The following is a 19,436-nucleotide window of genomic DNA, read 5'->3' as shown; positions in this document are numbered from 1 at the left end:
TTTTTTAGTTTATTTTGATGGTTGTAATTCTTTCAAATGTAATACCAATTATAATGGAAGTGACAAATTGTCGCAAGCGTTAATTATGATATAAAATAATTTAATTCTGAAACAAACGTGTTTAATTGCTTCGTATATTTGTGTAAGTATTAATTCATTAAATTTAAGAAAATGAAAAAAGTTATTTTATTATGCACATTAGCGGTTCTGATGTTTGCATGTAAGTCAACATCAGCGACAAGTACAAACACCGATAGAAAATCTCAGGTTGCCATGAAAGGAAATTGGGTAATTAGTTCTGTAACGTATCCAGGTTCACAATATGTAAAAGTGAATAGTTTTCAAATTGCAGATTCAGAATGTTTCGTAGGAAGTAATTGGAAATTTGTTTCGAATAATAATAAAGGAACTATGGCTTTGACAAAAGCAAATTGTATGGCATTCAGCTCGCCAATTACATGGTTTATCAACAACGACGGACAATTTGTGTTAAAAGTACTTAATGCTGGAGAAAAAGCTAGAAAAGTTAGAGAAGGATATGTTTTAAATGTAGCCAATCAAACAGAATCTTCTTTTCAATTGATTGATAAAATTGATGTTGCAGGAAAAATGACTGATGTTGTGTATCAGTTTCAAAAAGTTAATTAATAAGTAAAAAATACAGATATGAAAAAGATTTCGATAGTTGCAATAGCAACAATAATGGTTATAGGTTCAATGTTTACTAGCTGTGAAGCGGTAAAAAATACTAACAAAACTCAAAGAGGTGCAGGTATTGGTGCTGTTGCAGGAGCTGTACTTGGAGGTGTTCTTGGGAACAACCTTGGTAAAGGTGGTAAAGGTGCAATGGGAGCAGTATTAGGTGGTGTTATTGGTGGAGTTGCCGGTGGAGTTATTGGTAACAAAATGGATAAACAAGCAAGAGAAATTGATGCTGTTCTTCCAGGAGCTGAAGTAGTTCGTATTGGAGAAGGAATTAAATTGGTTTTGAATGAAAATGCTGTGCGTTTTGATACTAACAAATCTTCTTTGACTGCTGGTGCAAAAGCTAATTTAGATAAATTAGTTCCTGTTTTCGCAGAATATCCTGATACTGATATCACGATTTATGGTTATACAGACAGTACTGGTCCAGCGGATTATAACTTAAAACTTTCAGGAGAAAGAGCTGCAGCGGTTAAAAATTATTTAGCTAGCAAAGGAGTTTCTTCTCGTAGATTTCAAGTTACTGGTTTAGGAATTGCTGATCCAATTGCTTCTAATGAAACAGTTGATGGTAGAAGTCAAAACCGTCGTGTTGAATTTGCTATTACTGCAAATGAAAAAATGATTAAAGATGCAGAAGCTGAAGTGAAAAACTAAGCAAAAAACACTATAAAAACTAGGGCTGTTTCGTCAAGAAGCAGCCCTTTTTTGTGCCTAAATTTGAATTAAACATCGTAAATTTGCAGCTTTAAATAAAGATGATGCTAGAGATAAAAAACATATCGTTTACTTATATTAACAAACCAGTTATTGAAAATGTTAGTTTCACAATTGCCAAAGGGGAAAATACAGCAATTATTGGTGAAAGTGGTTGCGGAAAAAGTACGTTACTTAAACTAATATATGGATTGTATGATTTGGATAGCGGAGCGATAACCTATAATGAAAAACCTATTTTGGGACCTAAATATAATCTGGTTCCGGGAGAAGATTACATTAAATACTTAGCGCAGGATTTCGATTTGATGCCTTACATAACCGTCGAAGAAAATGTGGGCAAATTCTTGTCGAATATGTATCCTGAACAAAAGAAAGCCCGTATTCAAGAATTATTGGATATGGTCGAAATGACTGCTTTCGCAAAAGTAAAAGCGAAATTCCTAAGTGGCGGACAGCAACAACGAGTGGCTTTGGCAAGAGTTTTGGCTTTGGAACCCGAAATTATTTTGCTGGACGAACCTTTTAGCCAAATTGATTCTTTCCGAAAGAATTCGTTGCGTCGCAATTTATTTCGCTACTTAAAAGACAAAGGCGTTACCTGTATTATTGCTACACATGACAGTACTGATGCGTTGTCTTTTTCTGATGAAACAATTGTAATTCAAAATGGAAAAGTAGTGGCAAAAGGAGATTCTAAATCCTTGTATGAAAACCCGGCTAATAAATACATTGCATCTCTTTTTGGGGAAGTAAACGAATTGAAATTATCCCAGTTAATACCTCTTGAGGATGATGAAGATGCCTTACTTTTGCTGTATCCACATCAATTAAAAGTGGTGGACAACGCCTTGATGAAAGCAGTTGTGAAGCAGTGCTATTTCAAAGGAAGTCATTATTTAGTAAAAGCAGCTTTTGAACGAAGAGCAATTTTCTTTGAACACGATTCGGAATTAGAACTCAATCAGGAAGTGTTCTTGATGTTATCGTAAAAATAGAAAACCCCGAAATCAATATGATTTCGGGGTTTTGCTTTTATGTCAAGTTGGAATTAATTCTTCAAATATTTTTCTAAGAATTGATCTTGTTCCCAAAGCAAATGCAAAATATTTTCTTTGGTTACATAACCGTGAGCTTCTTTTGGAAGAATCACCATTCTTGCCGGAGCGCCTAAACCTTTCAAAGCTTGAAAATAGCGTTCGGTTTGCAACGTGAACGTTCCCGGGTTATTATCGGCTTCACCGTGTACTAAAAGCATTGGCGTTTTCATTTTGTCCGCATTCATGAATGGCGACATTGTATTATACACTTGAGGAGTTTCCCAGTAATTGCGTTGCTCACTTTGAAATCCAAAAGGAGTCAACGTTCTGTTATAAGCACCACTTCGGGCGATTCCGCAAGCAAAAAGGTTAGAATGTGTCAACAAATTAGCGGTCATAAAAGCGCCATACGAGTGACCACCAACAGCTACTTTTTTTCTGTTGATGTATCCTAGAGCATCCACAGCATTAATCGCTGCTTCTGCATTGTCTACTAATTGCGTAATGAAATTATCATTTGGTTCCGTTGTTCCTTCGCCAATGATAGGAAAAGCAGCGTCATCAAGAACGACGTAGCCTTTGGTTACCCAATATACGAACGAGCCATAACTAGGAAATGTGAATTCATTCGGGTTTTGTGTGCTTTGTCCCGCTGAATTTTTGTCTTTGTATTCTGCTGGATAGGCCCAAATCAACAATGGCATTTTCTCTTTTTTAACTTTGTCATAACCAACAGGTAGATACAACGTTCCGGATAATTCAACACCATCTTTACGCTTGTATTTAATCACTTCCTTACTCACGTTTTTAATGCTTTCAAAAGGATTTTTGAATGCGGTAATTGGCGTTAGTTTATTTTTTTGTTTAATGTTTCTAAGGTAATAATTTGGGTATTCATTTTTAGACTGGATTTGAACTAAAACAGTTCCTTTCTTGAAATCTTCAATCTCCAAAATATCTTCTTTTTTATCTGTATAAGCTGAGGTGTACAAACGTTTTGCTTGTGCTGTTTTCAAATTAAATTCACTGATAAAAGGGAATTGACCGTTTTTAGTAAAACCATCGCCAAGTAAATACGCATTGTCATTTTCGATAGCCAAAACATATCTGTTGTATTCGTTTTTTCTGGTTTCAAAATTCCCCGGATCAGAATATACATCCTGTGAGTTTCTGTCGAAAATTACTTTTGGAGCCTGACTTGGATTAGATGGATTAATAATATACGTTTTGGTATTACGGGTGTCGTACCATTCATCTGAAATTATGGCAACATTGTCATTCCCCCAAATCATGCGGTCGTAACGTTGAGGTGTTTTTACCAATGAAGTAGCTGCTGCATCAAATGGTGCGTTCCAAAGAAAAACTTCATCTCTGAATTCCACTTTGTTTGCAGGATCTCCACCGTCTAAAGCTTCAGCATACGCTAATGTTGCCGGTTTGTCCGCTCTCCAGCTCATGTTTCTTTTTCCTTTTCGAACTGCCATGAAACCTTTAGGGATAATTTCAGTAAGCGGCACTTCATTTACCACTTTTACTTCGTTTCCGGCTTTATCATAAACTACAGATTTTGATGGAAAACGACTCAACGGAACGATATATGAAAATGGTTTTTGAATCGTAGTCAGCATCAAATAATTTCCATCAGGAGAGAAGCTTTCTCCAGCATACATATCAGCTTTTTTGAACAAAGTAGCTGTTCCGTTCAAGTTTACTTTGTACAATTCAGAAGTCATGATGTTTTCAAAATTGATTTCATCATTCTTGTTTTTCAACATATCCGGATACGTTCTGTTTTGCGATTTCACTCCGTCAGCATTCGAAATTATCGGGCCGGTTGGCAAATCTTTTTTGGCATCCAAAAGCGCTGCTCTATTTTTTGGTAACATTTTTACCAAAATGGTTTCGTTGTCGTTCATCCAGCTGAACGGACTTCCAATATTCGCATTCACAGTAGCCTCTGTTAATTTTGTGGCTTTCGCCGAAGCAACATCGATAACCCAAAGTTCAACACCAGAAGCGGTAGTGTGCGAAAATGAGATTTTTTTATCATTTGGTGACCAAGCGATAGTACTGATACGCGGATTTGTTGGTAAACCTGCAACCTGTACTTCATTTTTGTCTTTTATTTTGCGTAATTTCAGGTTGTTCACATACGTAACTGCACTCGAAATATTTGTAATTGGATTAATCCGCAATCCGCCCAAACGCAATTCATCTTGGTTTAAATCGTCCAATGATTTATAGGTATTTCTATAGGTAAGCAACATGTATTCTTTTTTAGTATCCATCGATACCGAAGGCGCTCTTTCATAATCAGCCAATTCCAAAATGGATTGAGATGGTTTTTGATAGGTTAAGTTTTCTTGTGCATAAGTGGTTAAGCTTAGTCCAAGAAATAAAAAAAATGGAATTTTTAACTTCATAATTTGAATGATTTTAAATTAGTGTTGGCAGTGTCAATAATTGGTCTAAAATAATTCAATGTTGTTACATTTGGAAACAAAAAACTCTTTTTAACTTTTGCATTGGTTTGAGTTTGCTTTCTTGCAGTTTTATTTTTAGTTGTGTTCTGTCATAATTTTATGACTGATGATGGCTGTAAAGGTTGACAAAAGGCATAAAACTTGTAAATTGCTAAAAAAATGGTAATTTGTGAGCTCATATTTTCAAGTATGTTTTAAATTTGCACTCGTATTTTAATAAAATAACAATAGTATATGTATCATTCAAAAATAGCAGGATTGGGTTATTATGTTCCCGAAAACGTAGTGACTAATGACGATTTATCCAAAATTATAGACACCAATGACGAGTGGATTCAGGAAAGAACTGGAATCCAAGAACGAAGACACATTATAAAAGGAGAAGATACAACGACTTCTATGGGCGTGAAAGCGGCTAAAATTGCGATAGAACGTTCTGGTGTTGCTAAGGAAGATATCGATTTTGTGGTTTTTGCCACTTTGAGTCCTGATTTTTATTTCCCTGGTCCCGGAGTTTTGGTGCAACGTGATTTGGGTTTAAGAACTGTTGGCGCATTAGATGTAAGAAATCAATGTTCCGGATTTATTTACGCTTTGTCAGTAGCAGATCAGTATATAAAAACTGGAATGTATAAAAACATATTAGTTATTGGATCTGAGGTTCATTCTACCGGATTGGACATGACGACTCGTGGACGTGGTGTTTCGGTAATTTTTGGAGATGGGGCAGGAGCAGCTGTTTTGAGCAGAGAAGAAGATTTGACAAAAGGGATTTTATCCACACATTTACATTCTGAAGGGCAACATGCTGAGGAACTAATTGTAAAAGCTCCAGGAATGGGAGGCCGTTGGGTAACGGATATTTTAGCAGATAATGATCCTGATGATAAAAGTTATTTCCCGTATATGAATGGACAATTCGTATTTAAAAATGCTGTAGTTCGTTTCAGCGAAGTAATTAATGAAGGATTGCAAGCGAATAATCTGGAGGTTTCGGATATTGATATGTTGATTCCGCATCAGGCTAATTTGAGAATTTCACAGTTTATCCAAAAGAAATTCAACTTGACAGATGATCAAGTATATAATAATATTCAGAAATATGGTAATACTACCGCAGCTTCAATTCCAATTGCTTTAACTGAAGCATGGGAACAAGGCAAAATAAAATCAGGAGATACTGTTGTTTTGGCAGCATTTGGAAGTGGTTTTACTTGGGGAAGTGCAATTATTAAATGGTAAAAAGTATTGAAGGAATTGGATGTGGATTCTAATTCTTACAGAATAAAAAGTATAAGCCTGCGCAAATTATTGTGCAGGTTTTTTTATTTAAAGGCGAACCATTATATTTATAGTTCAAAATTGATGCAGAGAATACTAATCCAATCAAAATGACAAACCGTAGAAATTTTTTGAAAACAGCAGCTTTTGCTTCCGCAGCTGTGGCGTTACATTCATTCAAAGGGAAACCAGAGGAAGAAAATGATTTTTCATCTAAAAAAGGCATGAAACCCATTGTGCTTTCTACATGGAATTTTGGAATTCAAGCGAATGCAGCCGCTTGGGAAGTTTTAAAAAACAACGGTCGAGCCTTAGATGCTGTCGAGGCAGGAGTAAAAATTCCAGAAGGCGATCCAACGGAAAGAAGCGTGGGTTATGGCGGAAGGCCGGATAGAGATGGCCGCGTCACGCTTGATGCTTGTATTATGGATGAAAACGCCAATATTGGTTCAGTAGGGTGTTTGGAATTTATAAAACATCCCATTGCTGTGGCTCGCGCTGTGATGGAAAAATCACCGCATGTCATGTTGGTTGGTGATGGCGCTTTGCAATTTGCGCTGTCCCAAGGTTTTGTAAAAGAAAATTTGTTATTGGAAGAATCCGAAAAAGAATGGAAGGAATGGTTGAAAACGAGTCAGTACAAACCGATTGCCAATATTGAAAACCATGATACCATCGGGATGATTGCTTTGGATGCTGATGGAAATCTTTCTGGTGCGTGTACGACAAGCGGAATGGCTTTCAAAATGCATGGACGTTTGGGCGATTCACCTATTATTGGGGCTGGTTTGTACGTTGATAATGAAATTGGTGCCGCAACAGCTACAGGACATGGAGAAGAAGTGATTCGGATTTCAGGTTGTCATTTGGTTGTAGAGCTGATGCGACAAGGAAAATCACCACAAAAAGCCTGTGAGGAAGCGGTGGCACGAATAGTAAATTTGACCCGAAAAAGAAATAAAAATTTAAAAGACATACAAGTTGGTTTCATCGCATTAAATAAAAAAGGAGAATATGGCTCGTATTGTATTCAAGGCGGTTTCAATTATGCTGTGAATGATGCAAGTGGAAACCGATTAATCGATGCCGATTATTTTTTAAAATAAATGAAAAAAGCTCAACTGGAAATTGCCTGTTTCAATTTAGAATCGGCTATAATTGCTAAAAATAGTGGTGCCGATAGAATTGAATTATGTGCCAATAGGAATGAAGGCGGAACAACGCCAGATTTAGAACTTACCAAAACTGCTCGTGATAAAGTCGCTATTGACTTGAATGTCATGATTCGGCCTCGTGGTGGAGATTTTGTTTATTCTGATTTTGAATTCGGACAAATGAAATCAGAAATATTAGCATTGAAAAAACTTCAGGTTGATGGTTTTGTTTTTGGAATTTTGAAGGAAGACGGAACTATCAATGAACAACAAAATGCGGAATTAGTGGCTTTGGCAAATCCACTTTCGTGTACGTTTCATCGTGCTTTTGATGGTGTAAAAAATAAATTCCAAGCACTTGAATCGCTAATCGGATGTGGTTTTAAAACCATTTTGACTTCAGGAAAAATAACAAACGTAGTTGACGGTATTGATGTCTTAGCAACCTTAGTAGAAAAGGCTAATAATCGAATTGTAATAATGCCAGGTGGTGGGTTGCGTTCTACCAATATTGGATTATTAAAAGAAAAAACAAATGCTGTTTTCTATCATTCTTCCGCAATTATTGATACAAGTGAAATAGCAAATCCAGAGGAAATTAAAGCCCTAAAAGCCCATTTATAATTCACATGAAAGTATTTTAAAATCAAAAAACCCGGAGTTGGCATACTCCGGGTTTTTCTTTTGGTAACTAACTATTAAAACTAATTTTTATTCAGGCATTTTATTTTTTGTTTAAAACAATCCTCCACCATCTTGTTTGGTATTGTTATCTCTTTGTTTGCGCTGCAAGTTTTTGTTTTTCCCTGCTCCAAAGATGTAGTTGAAACCAATATAAACGGATTGACTTTCCCAAGTAAACTGACCTACTTGCGGGTATGGATTTTGTCCATCAAAACCAGCTTTCATCGTATTGAAAATATCATTGAAACGAACGCTTAAAGTAGCTTTGTCTTTTAGGAATGAATAACGTCCACCGGTATCAATTTTATACATTTCTTTACCGTTGAATTGTACACCATCAACTCCAGAACGATAAAATCCGAATAAAAGGAAACGAAGGCTTTTAGTAGCTTTGAAATTACTGTTGAAACGGGCGTTGAAAGCTGATGCAGTTACTTCTTTGGAAACCAAATCAAATGTGTTCGTGGTTGAATTAAGTACTGAAACTAATCCTTTTTGATTAATGCTAGAAAAATCTATCGCCGGTTGTATGTCCCACCAACTATTGATTTTGTAATTTAAAGAGGCCTCAAAACCATAGGCTGTATTATTGTCGAAGTTGTCAAAACTCATGATTTGTTGGTCCTGATTTTGTGGGTCTGGATAGAGAATTCTGTTGATTTCATTGTAAATACTTCTTACAAAAAGACCAGAACTGAATGATCCTTTAGCAATTGTTTTAGTATAATTTAATTCAATTGAAGTGGTAAATTGCGGGTCTAATTCAGGATTTCCAATGGAGGTTATTCTAGGTGTGCTGAATTCTCTGATTGGTTTGGTTTGGTCTAAACTAGGTCTGTCTACACGTCGGCTTAAACTGATTTGAAACTGATTTTTTTCAGTAGGAGAATAAGTCATCGAAGCGGAAGGATAGACCGTGAAATAATCATCTTTGTAAGCGGTAGTGCCGTTTAACATTGCGTTTACTTTATAACTTTCAAAACGCGCACCTAATTGATATCCTATTTTTTTGAATTTTTGTCCAAATGTAGCGTAAGCAGAATAGATGTCTAAATCATAGCTGTAATCAGAATTTGATAGCGAACTGTTGTTGGTCATGTAATTGTTTTCTGTTCGTATAATTCTGCTTTCAGCACCCAACTCTAGATTAGTCTTGTCATTCAGCGGATTCACATAATCCAAATTGACGGTTGAATTTTGTCTTTTATCCCCCAGATTATCAGTGTAAGAACTGCTTGGTATATTTGGGTTGTTGAAAGTAGTTAGAAAACTGGCATCTTGATTTTCAGAATAAATGCTGTGATTTATTTCTAAATCCAGCGTTTCACCTTCTTTTTTCGTTAAATGTTTGAACGCTACATTATAAGTTCCGTCCGTATTGTCTGAAAAGTATTTTGAATTTAATAGCAAATTTTGAGAGGCATTTGGATTTACAATGTTTACATCCACGATACCATTGCCCACAAATATGTTTTGATTCGTATAAGCAGAAATAGTGTTTTTGTCATTGATATAGTAATCCATTCCAATTTTGAACAAATGAGATTTGTTGTCATTTACAATATCAAACATTTGATTGGAGTTGTCGTCAAGCCTCGAAATGTTCCCTTCATTGAAGTTTTTACCAAAATTATTTCCATAAGTGGAGAAAAAGTTCACCTTACCGGTTCTGTAATTCATGTTTAGGGAATTGCTAATCTTTGGTGTTTGTGCAAAAGTCAGACCCGTATTGATGCTGGCATTAAATCCGTCATTAGCATTTTTATGTAAAACAATGTTGATGATCCCAGACATTCCCTCTGGATTGTATTTGGCACTTGGATTCGTGATTAATTCAATTTTCTTAATAGAAGTGGACGGAATTTGTTTCAACAACTGTGAAGCTTCAATATTACTTGGACGTCCATCTACCAGAACACGTACGTTTTCGTTGCCGCGCAAGGATAATTTTCCGTCTTGATCTACATTTACAGAAGGAATATTATTCATAATTTCAGATGCAGTTGCACCTGCCGTGGTCAGATCTTTCCCTACATTAATTACTTTTCTGTCAATTTTTTGTTCAATAGTAGAGCGTTCAGCAACTATATTTACGCCCTTTAATTCAATGGCATCTTCTTCGATAGCAATCGTGTTCAGATTTGCATTTTTTGCGTCGTTTATCAGTGAAATTGCTTTAGTGATGGTCTTATATCCCATAAACTGGATTTCAACAATGTAATCTTTTAAGGCTAAATTTTTTATTTGAAAAGTTCCTTTGTCAGATGTGATTTCACCAGTAATAACTTTGTTGTTTTCTTTTACCACAATATTCACGTATGGTAAAGGTTCATTGGTTTTTTTGTCAGTGATCTTTCCAGAAATAATTCCTGTGTTTTCCAGAATCGTCGGTTTGACCGAAGTTTGTGCCTGCATCGAAAACAACGTTCCGATTAAACAGATTAAAATTAATTTAAGTTTCATGATTGATTTGATTTAAATGATTGATGAAGCAAATGTATTGTTTTATATAATACTATGTTAAACACAATACCTTTTTTAATAATATTTAACATTTTTTAACAAATAAGAAATATTAAAATTTACTTAATAGACTTCTCAACAACGATTTTGTTACATCAATTTTTGAAAAAAATATGGATTTCTAACTCAAACTATATTAAAAGCTTCATTTTTAGGTGCAAATTATCTTGTTTTCCAATTTTCAAATTAGTGCAATATGACTATCTTTGCCCCCTTAAAACCAATACACGAAATGACATTACTACAGATTCTTACGCCCTCTATTGAAAAAGCTGTAAAAGTTTTATTCGACGTTACGATTGATAAAGTTGAATTTCAAACAACACGCAAGGAATTTGAAGGAGATATTACAATGGTTATTTTCCCCTTGTTGAAAGTTGTTAAAAGTAATCCAGTAGAATTGGGAAATAAAATTGGGAACTATTTAGTTGAAAATGTAGCTGAGGTAAGTCGGTTTAATGTGGTTTCCGGATTTTTGAATATTGTTGTTTCGGATAAGTATTATTTGGATTTCTTCGGAGTAATAAAAGATGATGTTAAATTTGGTTTCGTTACTCCAAATCCAGAAGACAAAGCGGTAATGGTAGAATATTCTTCGCCAAATACTAATAAACCTTTGCATTTAGGTCACGTACGTAATAATCTTTTGGGATATTCAGTGGCAGAAATCATCAAAGCTTCGGGTAAGAAAGTCTATAAAACTCAAATCATTAATGATAGAGGAATACATATTTGCAAATCAATGTTGGCTTGGCAAAAATTCGGAAACGGACAAACGCCGGAATCAACAGGTTTAAAAGGAGATAAATTAGTTGGAAATTATTACGTTGCTTTTGATAAAGCATACAAAGAAGAAATGGCGCAATTAATGAGCGCCGGCAAAACAGAAGAGGAAGCAAAAAAACAAGCGCCAATAATTCTCGAAGCACAGGAAATGTTGTTAAAATGGGAAGCAGGAGACGAACAAGTAATCACGCTTTGGAAAACCATGAATCAATGGGTTTATGATGGTTTTTCTACAACTTATAAAAATTTAGGTGTTGATTTCGATTGTTTTTATTACGAAAGTAACACGTATTTATTAGGGAAAGATGTCGTTCAGATTGGTTTGGACAGAGGCGTTTTCGAAAAAGATCCTGACGGTTCGGTTTGGATTGATTTAACAGATGAAGGTTTAGACCGTAAAATTGTTTTGCGTTCAGATGGTACTGCGGTTTACATGACACAAGATATTGGAACTGCGATTCAGCGTGTGAAGGATTATCCGGATGTTGGCGGAATGGTTTATACCGTTGGGAATGAGCAGGATTATCACTTTAAAGTGCTGTTTCTTATCTTAAAAAAATTAGGTTTTGAATGGTCTAAAAATTTATTCCATTTGTCATACGGAATGGTAGATTTGCCTTCCGGTAAAATGAAAAGCAGAGAGGGAACGGTTGTAGACGCTGATGATTTAATGCAGGAAATGGCGGATACAGCACAGAAAATCGCAGAAGATTTAGGGAAATTAGACACTTATTCTTCCGAAGAAAAAAGTACTTTGTATAAGACCATAGGCTTAGGCGCTTTGAAATATTATATTTTGAAAGTAGATCCTAAAAAGCGAATCCTTTTCAATCCGGAAGAATCGGTAGATTTTGCAGGAAATACGGGACCGTTTATTCAATACACCTACGCCAGAATTCAATCTATTATTCGTAAAGCAAATTTTGACTTTTCGAATAAGTCAAAAATGACAACGCTGCACGAAAAAGAGAAAGAACTGGTAAAACAATTAGAGTTGTTTCCTGAAGTTATCCAAAATGCAGCACAGCATCACAGTCCTGCTTTGTTGGCAAATTTCACATATGATTTAGTTCGTGAATACAATTCGTTTTATCAGGCGGTTCCTATTCTAGGAGAAGAGGATTTAGAAAAGAAAATCTTCCGTGTTCAATTGTCTAAAAAAGTAGCCGATACAATTGCAGCTTCATTTAAATTGTTGGGAATTAGTGTTCCTGAAAGAATGTAAATAAAGTTGATTTTAATACGGAAAAGATAATATTTTTAGTAATTTTAAACGAAATTACTAATGTATTATGAAAAAAATAGTGCTTTTCCCGTTTGTGCTTTGTGTTTTTTTGCTAAACATTGCAGGTACATGTTGCGATGATGACGCAGTAGTATCAAATACTGTAGCTAAAAGTCCGGAAAGTATACTGGCGACTTTAAATCAAGGAACTTGGAAAGTCACTTATTTTTTGGATACTAAAACAAATAAATCGAGTTCTTTTTTAGGCTATAATTTTACTTTTGGCCCAAATAATATTTTAATGGCAGATAATTCCAATGTAGATTACAGCGGAAAATGGACAATCACAAAATCAGATATTGCGGATGATAATCCAAATAATGATATCGATTTTGCTATTTCGTTTTCAAATCCTTTAACTTTTGTCGCATTATCTGAGGAATGGGATGTTGTTGAAATCACTGCTACACAAGTTCGATTAAGAGCTTTAAAGAATGGTAATGCTGAAATGAATTATTTGACTTTTGAAAAGAATTAGTTTATTTTAAGTTAAATCACCAAATACATCTTCAAAACAGTCTAAAAAGGCTGTTTTTTTTATAATATTATGAATACAACTTCAAAATCAAATGCTTAAATTTGCATTTCAAAATAAATAAATACTATGTTCGATAATTTAAGCGATAAACTAGACAAAGCCTTTCATATATTAAAAGGACACGGAAAAATTACTGAAGTAAACGTAGCCGAAACTTTGAAAGAAGTACGTCGTGCTTTACTTGACGCCGATGTCAATTTTAAAATTGCCAAAGATTTTACCACTAAAGTAAAAGAAAAAGCAATCGGACAGGATGTATTGACAACGCTTCAGCCGGGACAATTATTGGTGAAGTTAGTCAAAGATGAACTGACTGAATTAATGGGTGGCGATGTTGCCGGAATCAATCTTTCGGGAAATCCAACAGTTATTTTGATGGCTGGTTTGCAAGGATCAGGGAAAACAACTTTCTCAGGGAAACTAGCGAATTATCTTCTTACAAAAAAGAACAAGAAACCACTTTTGGTAGCCTGTGATATTTACCGTCCAGCGGCGATTCAACAATTATATGTAGTTGGAGATTCGATTGGAGTTGAGGTTTATTCAGAACCTGAAAATAAAAATCCGGTAGAAATTGCTCAAAACGCAATCAAACATGCGAAAGCAAATGGATTCAATGTAGTGATTGTCGATACAGCAGGTCGTTTAGCTGTTGATGAGGAAATGATGAACGAAATAGAACGCGTTCATAAAGCCATTCAGCCGCAAGAAACCTTATTTGTTGTGGATGCAATGACAGGTCAAGATGCTGTAAACACAGCAAAAGCTTTCAACGAAAGATTAAATTTTGATGGGGTTATTTTAACGAAATTAGATGGTGATACACGTGGTGGAGCTGCAATTTCGATTAAATCGGTTGTTAATAAACCAATTAAATTCGTAGGTACAGGAGAAAAGATGGACGCCATTGATGTGTTCTATCCAATTCGTATGGCCGAAAGAATTTTGGGAATGGGAGATGTTGTGTCTTTGGTAGAAAGAGCTCAAGAGCAATTTGACGAAGAAGAAGCACGAAAAATCCAAAAGAAAATTGCCAAAAACGAATTCGGTTTTGATGATTTCCTTTCTCAAATTCAGCAAGTAAAGAAAATGGGTAATATGAAAGATTTGGTTGGAATGATACCAGGTGCTTCAAAAGCCATGAAAGATGTGGAGATAGAAGACGATGCTTTCAAACATATTGAAGCCATTATTCATTCGATGACGCCAATTGAAAGAAGCAAGCCGGCTTTAATTGATGTAAAAAGAAAAGCTAGAATTGCAAAAGGTTCCGGAACTAAAATCGAACAGGTGAATCAGTTAATGAAGCAGTTTGACCAAATGAGCAAGATGATGAAAATGATGCAAGGCCCGGGAGGAAAAAACCTGATGAAAATGATGGGCGGTATGAAAGGCGGAATGCCAGGAATGAAATAAAATTGAGTCAAAAGTCGAAAGTCTTAAAGTTGTAATGATTTTAAGACTTTCGGCTTTAATATATTAAACCCAATAACAATGCAACTACTAGACGGAAAAAAAACAGCGGAGGATATTAAAAGTGAAATCGCTGTAGAAGTACAAAAAATGAAAGACAATGGGGAGAAAGTTCCTCATTTAGCAGCCCTAATTGTTGGAAATGATGGTGCAAGTTTAACTTATGTAGGGAGTAAAGTAAAGGCTTGTGAAAGAGTAGGTTTTGAATCTACTTTAGTAAAAATGCCAAGTACAACTACTGAAGTTGAATTGCTAAAGAAAATTAAGGAACTGAATGAGAATGATGCTATTGATGGATTTATCGTTCAATTGCCGCTTCCGGAACAAATTGATGAGCAAAAAGTATTGATGGCGGTAGATCCAAGCAAAGATGTCGATGGATTTCATCCTGAGAATTTTGGAAAAATGGCTTTAGACATGACTACTTTTATTCCTGCAACACCTTTCGGAATTTTAGAATTGTTAGAAAGATATGGTGTAGAAACCAAAGGAAAACACACTGTAGTAATAGGTCGTAGCCACATTGTGGGAAGACCAATGAGTATTTTGATGGGAAGAAAAGGTTTTCCTGGAAATTCAACAGTTACTTTGACGCACAGCTACACTAAAAATATTGAGGAAATTACCATTCAGGCGGATATCATTATTACGGCTCTAGGTGTTCCAAATTACCTGAAAGCAAATATGGTAAAAGATGGAGTTGTGGTTATTGACGTAGGTATTACTCGTGTTCCTGATGAAAGTAACGAAAAAGGATATGTAATCACGGGTGATGTTGATTTTGAAAATGTAAGTAAAAAATCATCATTTATTACTCCGGTTCCAGGTGGAGTAGGACCTATGACCATTGCAATGTTGTTGAAAAATACGCTTTTGGCAAGAGAAATGAAAAGAAATAAATAGAGAATAATAGTTCTGATTGAAAGCCTTAAACATACGTTTAAGGCTTTTTTATTTAAAAAAATGTATAAAATTCTGATAATTGATGCTGAAACGGAATTTAAAGAATACTTTTGCACCACTTAAAAAAGACCTTTAAAATGGACGATTATTATTCGGAAATGTTGAACTAATATAGCACTTGACTTTTTCAAGAGGCTATACATAAACCTATAGAATTTTGAAATGAGAGCTTTTTATAAAAACAATAACGGATTAATTGCCACTGCTGATTGGACTCCAAACTGCTGGATTAATATTGAATGTCCTACCGAAGCAGAAAAAAAATATTTACTCGAAGAATTACAAATTCCCGAAGCATTTTATAACGACATTGAAGATATTGACGAAAGACCAAGGATAGAAATTGAAAATGGTTGGACTTTGATTATCATGCGAATTCCTGTAAAGAGTAACGATGTGAAGTTGCCTTTTCATACAATTCCTGTCGGGGTTGTTTTTAAAGGAGAAGTTTGCATCACCATCAGTTTTCATAAAACGGAAATGCTTACGGATTTCGTTACTTACACCAAACGCAAGAATATCAACATTAAAGACAACTTTGATTTAGTGTTGAAGTTATTGCTGTCGTCCAGTGTTTGGTTTTTGAAATACTTAAAGCAAGTCAATCAAAAAATAAAATTAGCCGAGGACAATTTAGAAAAGTCAATTAAAAATGAAGAGTTGCAGGCGTTACTTCAAATAGAAAAATGTTTGGTATTCTTTATGACTTCCTTGAAAGGGAACGATATTTTGTTGCACCGAATCAAGAACATTAAATCCCAAAAAGAGCATTTTGACTCGGATTTATTGGAAGATGTTGAAATTGAATTGCGTCAGGCACAAGAAACTACAAATATTTACAGTGACATCTTAACGGGAACTATGGATGCGTATGCTTCTGTGATTTCTAATAATATGAATACAATCATGAAGCAGATGACTTCTATTTCGATTATTCTGATGATTCCAACATTAATTGCCAGTTTATATGGAATGAATGTACCTAATGATTTAGAAGATAATCGCTATGGAATATGGATTGTTATTACAGTATCTGTTTTGTTATCTGCTTTTGGTGTGTTTTTATTCAAAAGAAAAAGATGGTTTTAATTAATATTAATCTTACTTTTTTGGTTTTGGATTCAATTAATTTTATATATTTAAATAAATAATTAAATACTATAAAAATGAAAATTTCAAACAGAGACGTACTAATGTTTTTCTTAGGATTTGCTACTCTTTTTATCATACTGACAATTTACGACTGGGATTCTACTATTGGAGAGATTCAAAGAGGTTGGGAAGCAGGCTCAAAATAGATTCTGAGCAAACGAATCTTTTATACCAATCTTTTTTTAAACAGAAAGCGAATTATTTTAATAAATATTTATTAAAATAATTCGCTTTCTGTTTTGAAATCTAAAAATAATAAATAACTTTGTAACTCAAAGTACTTTATTTATGAGTCAAAAAATTCAAGAAGATTTATCGCATATTCGTTCCATGATGGAGCGCTCTTCCAGATTCATTTCGTTAAGTGGCCTTTCAGGAATATTTGCGGGCTTTTTCGCATTAGCCGGGTCAGTTTATGCGTATCAATTATTTAAAAATAGTGGTATTGAATATTTTGATGGAAAGCAAAAGATGTATAGCTATGATTTAATAATCGAATTAGTTTTCGTTGCTTGCGGAATTTTAGTCTTAGCTTTGGGGTCGGGTATATTCTTTACTTTGAGAAAAAGTAAAAAGTTTGATTTACCGGTTTGGACGAATACTACTAAAAAAATGGTATTGAATCTAGCAATTCCTTTACTGGTTGGAGGCGTATTTTGTGTAGCACTTTTATACCATCAATTATTTGCTCTTATTGCTCCTGTTACTCTATTGTTTTATGGGTTAGCACTTATTAATGCGGGGAAATATACTTTTTCTGACATTAGATATTTAGGCGCTTGTGAGATTGTTCTAGGATGTATTTCGCTTTTTTATCTTGGTTTTGGTCTTGTTTTTTGGGCAATTGGATTTGGAATTTTGCATATTCTTTACGGAATAATTGTGTTCAAAAAATACAAATAGAAATGGGAATCATTGACAAATTAAATAAAGATTTCGAAAGTAGGGTTAGATTAGGCATTATGTCTGTTCTGATGGTAAACGACTGGATTGATTTTACTGAAATGAAATCTTTATTGAATATCACTGATGGAAATTTAGCAAGTCATTCTTCGGCGTTAGAAAAATCTGGATACATAGAAGTAAAAAAAGAATTTGTTGGTAAAAAACCAAAAACGTCGTATCGAGTTACCAATATTGGCAGAACTGCTTTTATTTCACACTTGAATAGTCTTGAAAAATTAATTAAATCTAAATAACCCTTTTTTTTAACTTTATACTTTGAAATACAAAGTACTTTTAAATTATTAATTATGAAAAAACTACATTTTATTTTAGTCAGCAGTTTGGTTTTTACTCTGCTTTTTTACAAGGAAGATTTGGGTCTCAATTGGGCCATTTTCGGGATGATGCAAACCGCCTTAATATGTTATTTCTTTCAAGAGAAAATTACCAGTAGGGCACATCTGATTTTAGTTGTTACATCGGTTCTGTCATGCTTTGCATTTGCTTGGTACGGAGATTTTCCATCTTTTTTTGCCATGGTTTTGTCGATTATCTTTTTACAATTCAAAACCCAGGAACCAAAACTTAAATTGTTACAAACTCTTCCTTTAGTATTAATGAACGGTATCGCTTCGTTAGGTCGTATATTGATGTTTAGTCAATATCTTCCGAAGCGAAAAGTCAACAGCGGTTTTGCTAAAAAACTGATTGCTTATTTTGTTATACCAGTTGTTTTTCTTGGATTGTTTTTAATTGTATATTCTTTTGGGAGCGATCATTTTTCCTCTTTGTTCACGGATTATTATTTAGATATCGATGCGTGGCAAGTATTTGTACTGACCGCTTTAGGATTTTTTATTTCGTTCACTTTCTGGAATTATTGGATTCCTGAGGTTTTTTATGAAAAGAATGATTTACTGGACAATGATTTTAAGGAAGACGCCAAAACACAAAATCAAAATTCATTTTCATTTCTGGATATTGATTTTGAAAGAAGAAGTGGAGAGATTACGTTGTTTCTTTTGAATGTGCTTCTTTTGGTTTTCATTGCGACTTATAATTACGAACAGTTTTTTGAGGTTGTAAAAAAATCTAACTTAAGTTCTGATACACACGAAAGAGTGAATGCCGTTATTTTTTCAATCATAATGGCAGTTGGCGTTATTTTATTTTATTTTAAAGGAGGATTTAATTTTGATAAAAAAGCTAAAAACCTTAAAAAGTTAGCCAAGATTTGGATTTTCTTAAACGGAGTTTTAATCATTAGTACAATTATTAAAAACTCAGAATATGTTTCTTTTTTTGGATTGACTTATAAAAGGTTAGGTGTTTATGCTTTCTTGATTTTATCAATTATTGGATTGGTTATTTCTTTTGTAAAAATTACCAAGCAAAAAACGAATGCTTTTCTTTTCAATCAAATGATTTGGTATTTCTATGGAACGATTCTTTTGTGCAGTTTTGTGAATTGGGGAAATCTGATTACCAATTATAATATTTCAGTAAACAAAGGAGTAGAACCAATATTTTTATCAGGACTAAACTTTAATGATGAAGTGCGTCGAGACTATTTTTTACAAAATAAATTAGATGGACAGTACATTGAAATTTCAAGAGAGAAGGAGATTAGTCGAATGCAATCAAGGTCCTTTTTGTCAAAAGCATTATATTATGAGTTTATAAAGGTTGAGAAATAGTGCAAATGAA

The 19,436-nt window shown here is 34.3% G+C and carries 17 protein-coding genes; 15 read left to right on the top strand and 2 right to left on the bottom strand.

Annotation, left to right across the window (positions count from 1 at the left end; genetic code table 11):
- Nucleotides 1–171: 171 nt before the first annotated feature.
- The 3 genes from BC952_RS13530 to BC952_RS13520 all read left to right on the top strand — a co-directional run bounded on the left by BC952_RS13530 (nucleotide 172) and on the right by BC952_RS13520 (nucleotide 2,414).
- Nucleotides 172–648 carry a lipocalin family protein gene (locus BC952_RS13530; RefSeq protein WP_121366147.1) on the top strand — a complete coding sequence of 159 codons (477 nt, stop codon included), beginning with the start codon at nucleotides 172–174 and terminating at the stop codon, nucleotides 646–648.
- Nucleotides 649–666: 18 nt separating this feature from the next.
- Nucleotides 667–1,362: a YiaD family glycine zipper/OmpA-like lipoprotein gene (locus BC952_RS13525; RefSeq protein ID WP_121366146.1), complete on the top strand. Its 696-nt coding sequence runs from the start codon at nucleotides 667–669 to the stop codon at nucleotides 1,360–1,362.
- Nucleotides 1,363–1,466: 104 nt separating this feature from the next.
- On the top strand, nucleotides 1,467–2,414 hold the full coding sequence (locus tag BC952_RS13520) for an ABC transporter ATP-binding protein (protein WP_121366145.1): 948 nt from the start codon (nucleotides 1,467–1,469) through the stop codon (nucleotides 2,412–2,414).
- Between the two features lie 59 nt (nucleotides 2,415–2,473).
- Here BC952_RS13520 and BC952_RS13515 read toward each other — a convergent pair whose 3' ends face one another.
- The gene (locus tag BC952_RS13515) at nucleotides 2,474–4,885 is read right to left on the bottom strand and encodes a S9 family peptidase (protein ID WP_121366144.1); all 2,412 of its coding nucleotides are present in this window, start codon (nucleotides 4,883–4,885) and stop codon (nucleotides 2,474–2,476) included.
- Nucleotides 4,886–5,179: 294 nt separating this feature from the next.
- On the opposite strand from BC952_RS13515, the gene BC952_RS13510 reads away from it, so the two are divergent.
- The 3 genes from BC952_RS13510 to BC952_RS13500 all read left to right on the top strand — a co-directional run bounded on the left by BC952_RS13510 (nucleotide 5,180) and on the right by BC952_RS13500 (nucleotide 8,004).
- Entirely contained in the window at nucleotides 5,180–6,187 is a 1,008-nt protein-coding gene (locus BC952_RS13510; protein ID WP_121366143.1) for a 3-oxoacyl-ACP synthase III family protein, read from the top strand.
- A gap of 149 nt (nucleotides 6,188–6,336) precedes the next feature.
- On the top strand, nucleotides 6,337–7,332 hold the full coding sequence (locus BC952_RS13505) for an isoaspartyl peptidase/L-asparaginase family protein (protein ID WP_121366142.1): 996 nt from the start codon (nucleotides 6,337–6,339) through the stop codon (nucleotides 7,330–7,332).
- Nucleotides 7,333–8,004 carry a copper homeostasis protein CutC gene (locus BC952_RS13500; RefSeq protein WP_121366141.1) on the top strand — a complete coding sequence of 224 codons (672 nt, stop codon included), beginning with the start codon at nucleotides 7,333–7,335 and terminating at the stop codon, nucleotides 8,002–8,004.
- Nucleotides 8,005–8,115: 111 nt separating this feature from the next.
- On the opposite strand, the gene BC952_RS13495 is transcribed toward BC952_RS13500, so the two are convergent.
- On the bottom strand, nucleotides 8,116–10,527 hold the full coding sequence (locus tag BC952_RS13495) for a TonB-dependent receptor (protein ID WP_121366140.1): 2,412 nt from the start codon (nucleotides 10,525–10,527) through the stop codon (nucleotides 8,116–8,118).
- Nucleotides 10,528–10,819: 292 nt separating this feature from the next.
- Here BC952_RS13495 and argS point away from each other — a divergent pair, with 292 nt between their 5' ends.
- The 9 genes from argS to BC952_RS13455 all read left to right on the top strand — a co-directional run bounded on the left by argS (nucleotide 10,820) and on the right by BC952_RS13455 (nucleotide 19,426).
- A complete protein-coding gene (gene argS, locus BC952_RS13490; RefSeq protein WP_121366139.1) occupies nucleotides 10,820–12,598 on the top strand; it encodes an arginine--tRNA ligase in 1,779 nt (592 codons plus the stop codon).
- A 67-nt stretch (nucleotides 12,599–12,665) separates the two neighbouring features.
- Entirely contained in the window at nucleotides 12,666–13,136 is a 471-nt protein-coding gene (locus BC952_RS13485) for a hypothetical protein (protein WP_121366138.1), read from the top strand.
- A gap of 126 nt (nucleotides 13,137–13,262) precedes the next feature.
- Nucleotides 13,263–14,612: a signal recognition particle protein gene (gene ffh / locus BC952_RS13480; protein WP_113635207.1), complete on the top strand. Its 1,350-nt coding sequence runs from the start codon at nucleotides 13,263–13,265 to the stop codon at nucleotides 14,610–14,612.
- 78 nt (nucleotides 14,613–14,690) lie between these two features.
- Nucleotides 14,691–15,572, top strand: coding sequence for a bifunctional 5,10-methylenetetrahydrofolate dehydrogenase/5,10-methenyltetrahydrofolate cyclohydrolase (locus BC952_RS13475; protein ID WP_121366137.1), 882 nt, complete (start codon nucleotides 14,691–14,693; stop codon nucleotides 15,570–15,572).
- 222 nt (nucleotides 15,573–15,794) lie between these two features.
- On the top strand, nucleotides 15,795–16,721 hold the full coding sequence (locus tag BC952_RS13470) for a magnesium transporter CorA family protein (RefSeq protein ID WP_121366136.1): 927 nt from the start codon (nucleotides 15,795–15,797) through the stop codon (nucleotides 16,719–16,721).
- A gap of 77 nt (nucleotides 16,722–16,798) precedes the next feature.
- Nucleotides 16,799–16,930 carry a hypothetical protein gene (locus BC952_RS15150; RefSeq protein WP_255409043.1) on the top strand — a complete coding sequence of 44 codons (132 nt, stop codon included), beginning with the start codon at nucleotides 16,799–16,801 and terminating at the stop codon, nucleotides 16,928–16,930.
- Nucleotides 16,931–17,072: 142 nt separating this feature from the next.
- Entirely contained in the window at nucleotides 17,073–17,687 is a 615-nt protein-coding gene (locus BC952_RS13465; protein WP_121366135.1) for a hypothetical protein, read from the top strand.
- Nucleotides 17,688–17,689: 2 nt separating this feature from the next.
- Nucleotides 17,690–17,983, top strand: coding sequence for a winged helix-turn-helix domain-containing protein (locus BC952_RS13460; RefSeq protein ID WP_113666426.1), 294 nt, complete (start codon nucleotides 17,690–17,692; stop codon nucleotides 17,981–17,983).
- 54 nt (nucleotides 17,984–18,037) lie between these two features.
- Nucleotides 18,038–19,426 (top strand): DUF4153 domain-containing protein, encoded by a 1,389-nt coding sequence (locus BC952_RS13455; protein WP_121366134.1) that lies wholly within the window; start codon nucleotides 18,038–18,040, stop codon nucleotides 19,424–19,426.
- Nucleotides 19,427–19,436 lie beyond the last annotated feature (10 nt).

The sequence above is a fragment of the Flavobacterium limicola genome (assembly GCF_003634755.1).
GTDB lineage: Bacteria > Bacteroidota > Bacteroidia > Flavobacteriales > Flavobacteriaceae > Flavobacterium > Flavobacterium limicola.
Note: the sequence above shows the minus strand (reverse complement) of the source record. Positions and strands in the feature narration are given on the sequence as shown.

What these genes read in the sequence shown, in the direction of transcription:
- BC952_RS13510 (WP_121366143.1), top strand. Translation starts at nt 5,180, where the DNA reads ATGTATCATTCAAAAATAGCAGGATTGGGTTATTATGTTCCCGAAAAC.
- BC952_RS15150 (WP_255409043.1), top strand. Translation starts at nt 16,799, where the DNA reads ATGAAAATTTCAAACAGAGACGTACTAATGTTTTTCTTAGGATTTGCT.
- BC952_RS13465 (WP_121366135.1), top strand. Translation starts at nt 17,073, where the DNA reads ATGAGTCAAAAAATTCAAGAAGATTTATCGCATATTCGTTCCATGATG.
- BC952_RS13485 (WP_121366138.1), top strand. Translation starts at nt 12,666, where the DNA reads ATGAAAAAAATAGTGCTTTTCCCGTTTGTGCTTTGTGTTTTTTTGCTA.
- argS (WP_121366139.1), top strand. Translation starts at nt 10,820, where the DNA reads ATGACATTACTACAGATTCTTACGCCCTCTATTGAAAAAGCTGTAAAA.
- ffh (WP_113635207.1), top strand. Translation starts at nt 13,263, where the DNA reads ATGTTCGATAATTTAAGCGATAAACTAGACAAAGCCTTTCATATATTA.
- BC952_RS13505 (WP_121366142.1), top strand. Translation starts at nt 6,337, where the DNA reads ATGACAAACCGTAGAAATTTTTTGAAAACAGCAGCTTTTGCTTCCGCA.
- BC952_RS13475 (WP_121366137.1), top strand. Translation starts at nt 14,691, where the DNA reads ATGCAACTACTAGACGGAAAAAAAACAGCGGAGGATATTAAAAGTGAA.
- BC952_RS13515 (WP_121366144.1), bottom strand. Translation starts at nt 4,885, where the DNA reads ATGAAGTTAAAAATTCCATTTTTTTTATTTCTTGGACTAAGCTTAACC.
- BC952_RS13460 (WP_113666426.1), top strand. Translation starts at nt 17,690, where the DNA reads ATGGGAATCATTGACAAATTAAATAAAGATTTCGAAAGTAGGGTTAGA.
- BC952_RS13525 (WP_121366146.1), top strand. Translation starts at nt 667, where the DNA reads ATGAAAAAGATTTCGATAGTTGCAATAGCAACAATAATGGTTATAGGT.
- BC952_RS13455 (WP_121366134.1), top strand. Translation starts at nt 18,038, where the DNA reads ATGAAAAAACTACATTTTATTTTAGTCAGCAGTTTGGTTTTTACTCTG.
- BC952_RS13530 (WP_121366147.1), top strand. Translation starts at nt 172, where the DNA reads ATGAAAAAAGTTATTTTATTATGCACATTAGCGGTTCTGATGTTTGCA.
- BC952_RS13495 (WP_121366140.1), bottom strand. Translation starts at nt 10,527, where the DNA reads ATGAAACTTAAATTAATTTTAATCTGTTTAATCGGAACGTTGTTTTCG.
- BC952_RS13520 (WP_121366145.1), top strand. Translation starts at nt 1,467, where the DNA reads ATGCTAGAGATAAAAAACATATCGTTTACTTATATTAACAAACCAGTT.
- BC952_RS13500 (WP_121366141.1), top strand. Translation starts at nt 7,333, where the DNA reads ATGAAAAAAGCTCAACTGGAAATTGCCTGTTTCAATTTAGAATCGGCT.
- BC952_RS13470 (WP_121366136.1), top strand. Translation starts at nt 15,795, where the DNA reads ATGAGAGCTTTTTATAAAAACAATAACGGATTAATTGCCACTGCTGAT.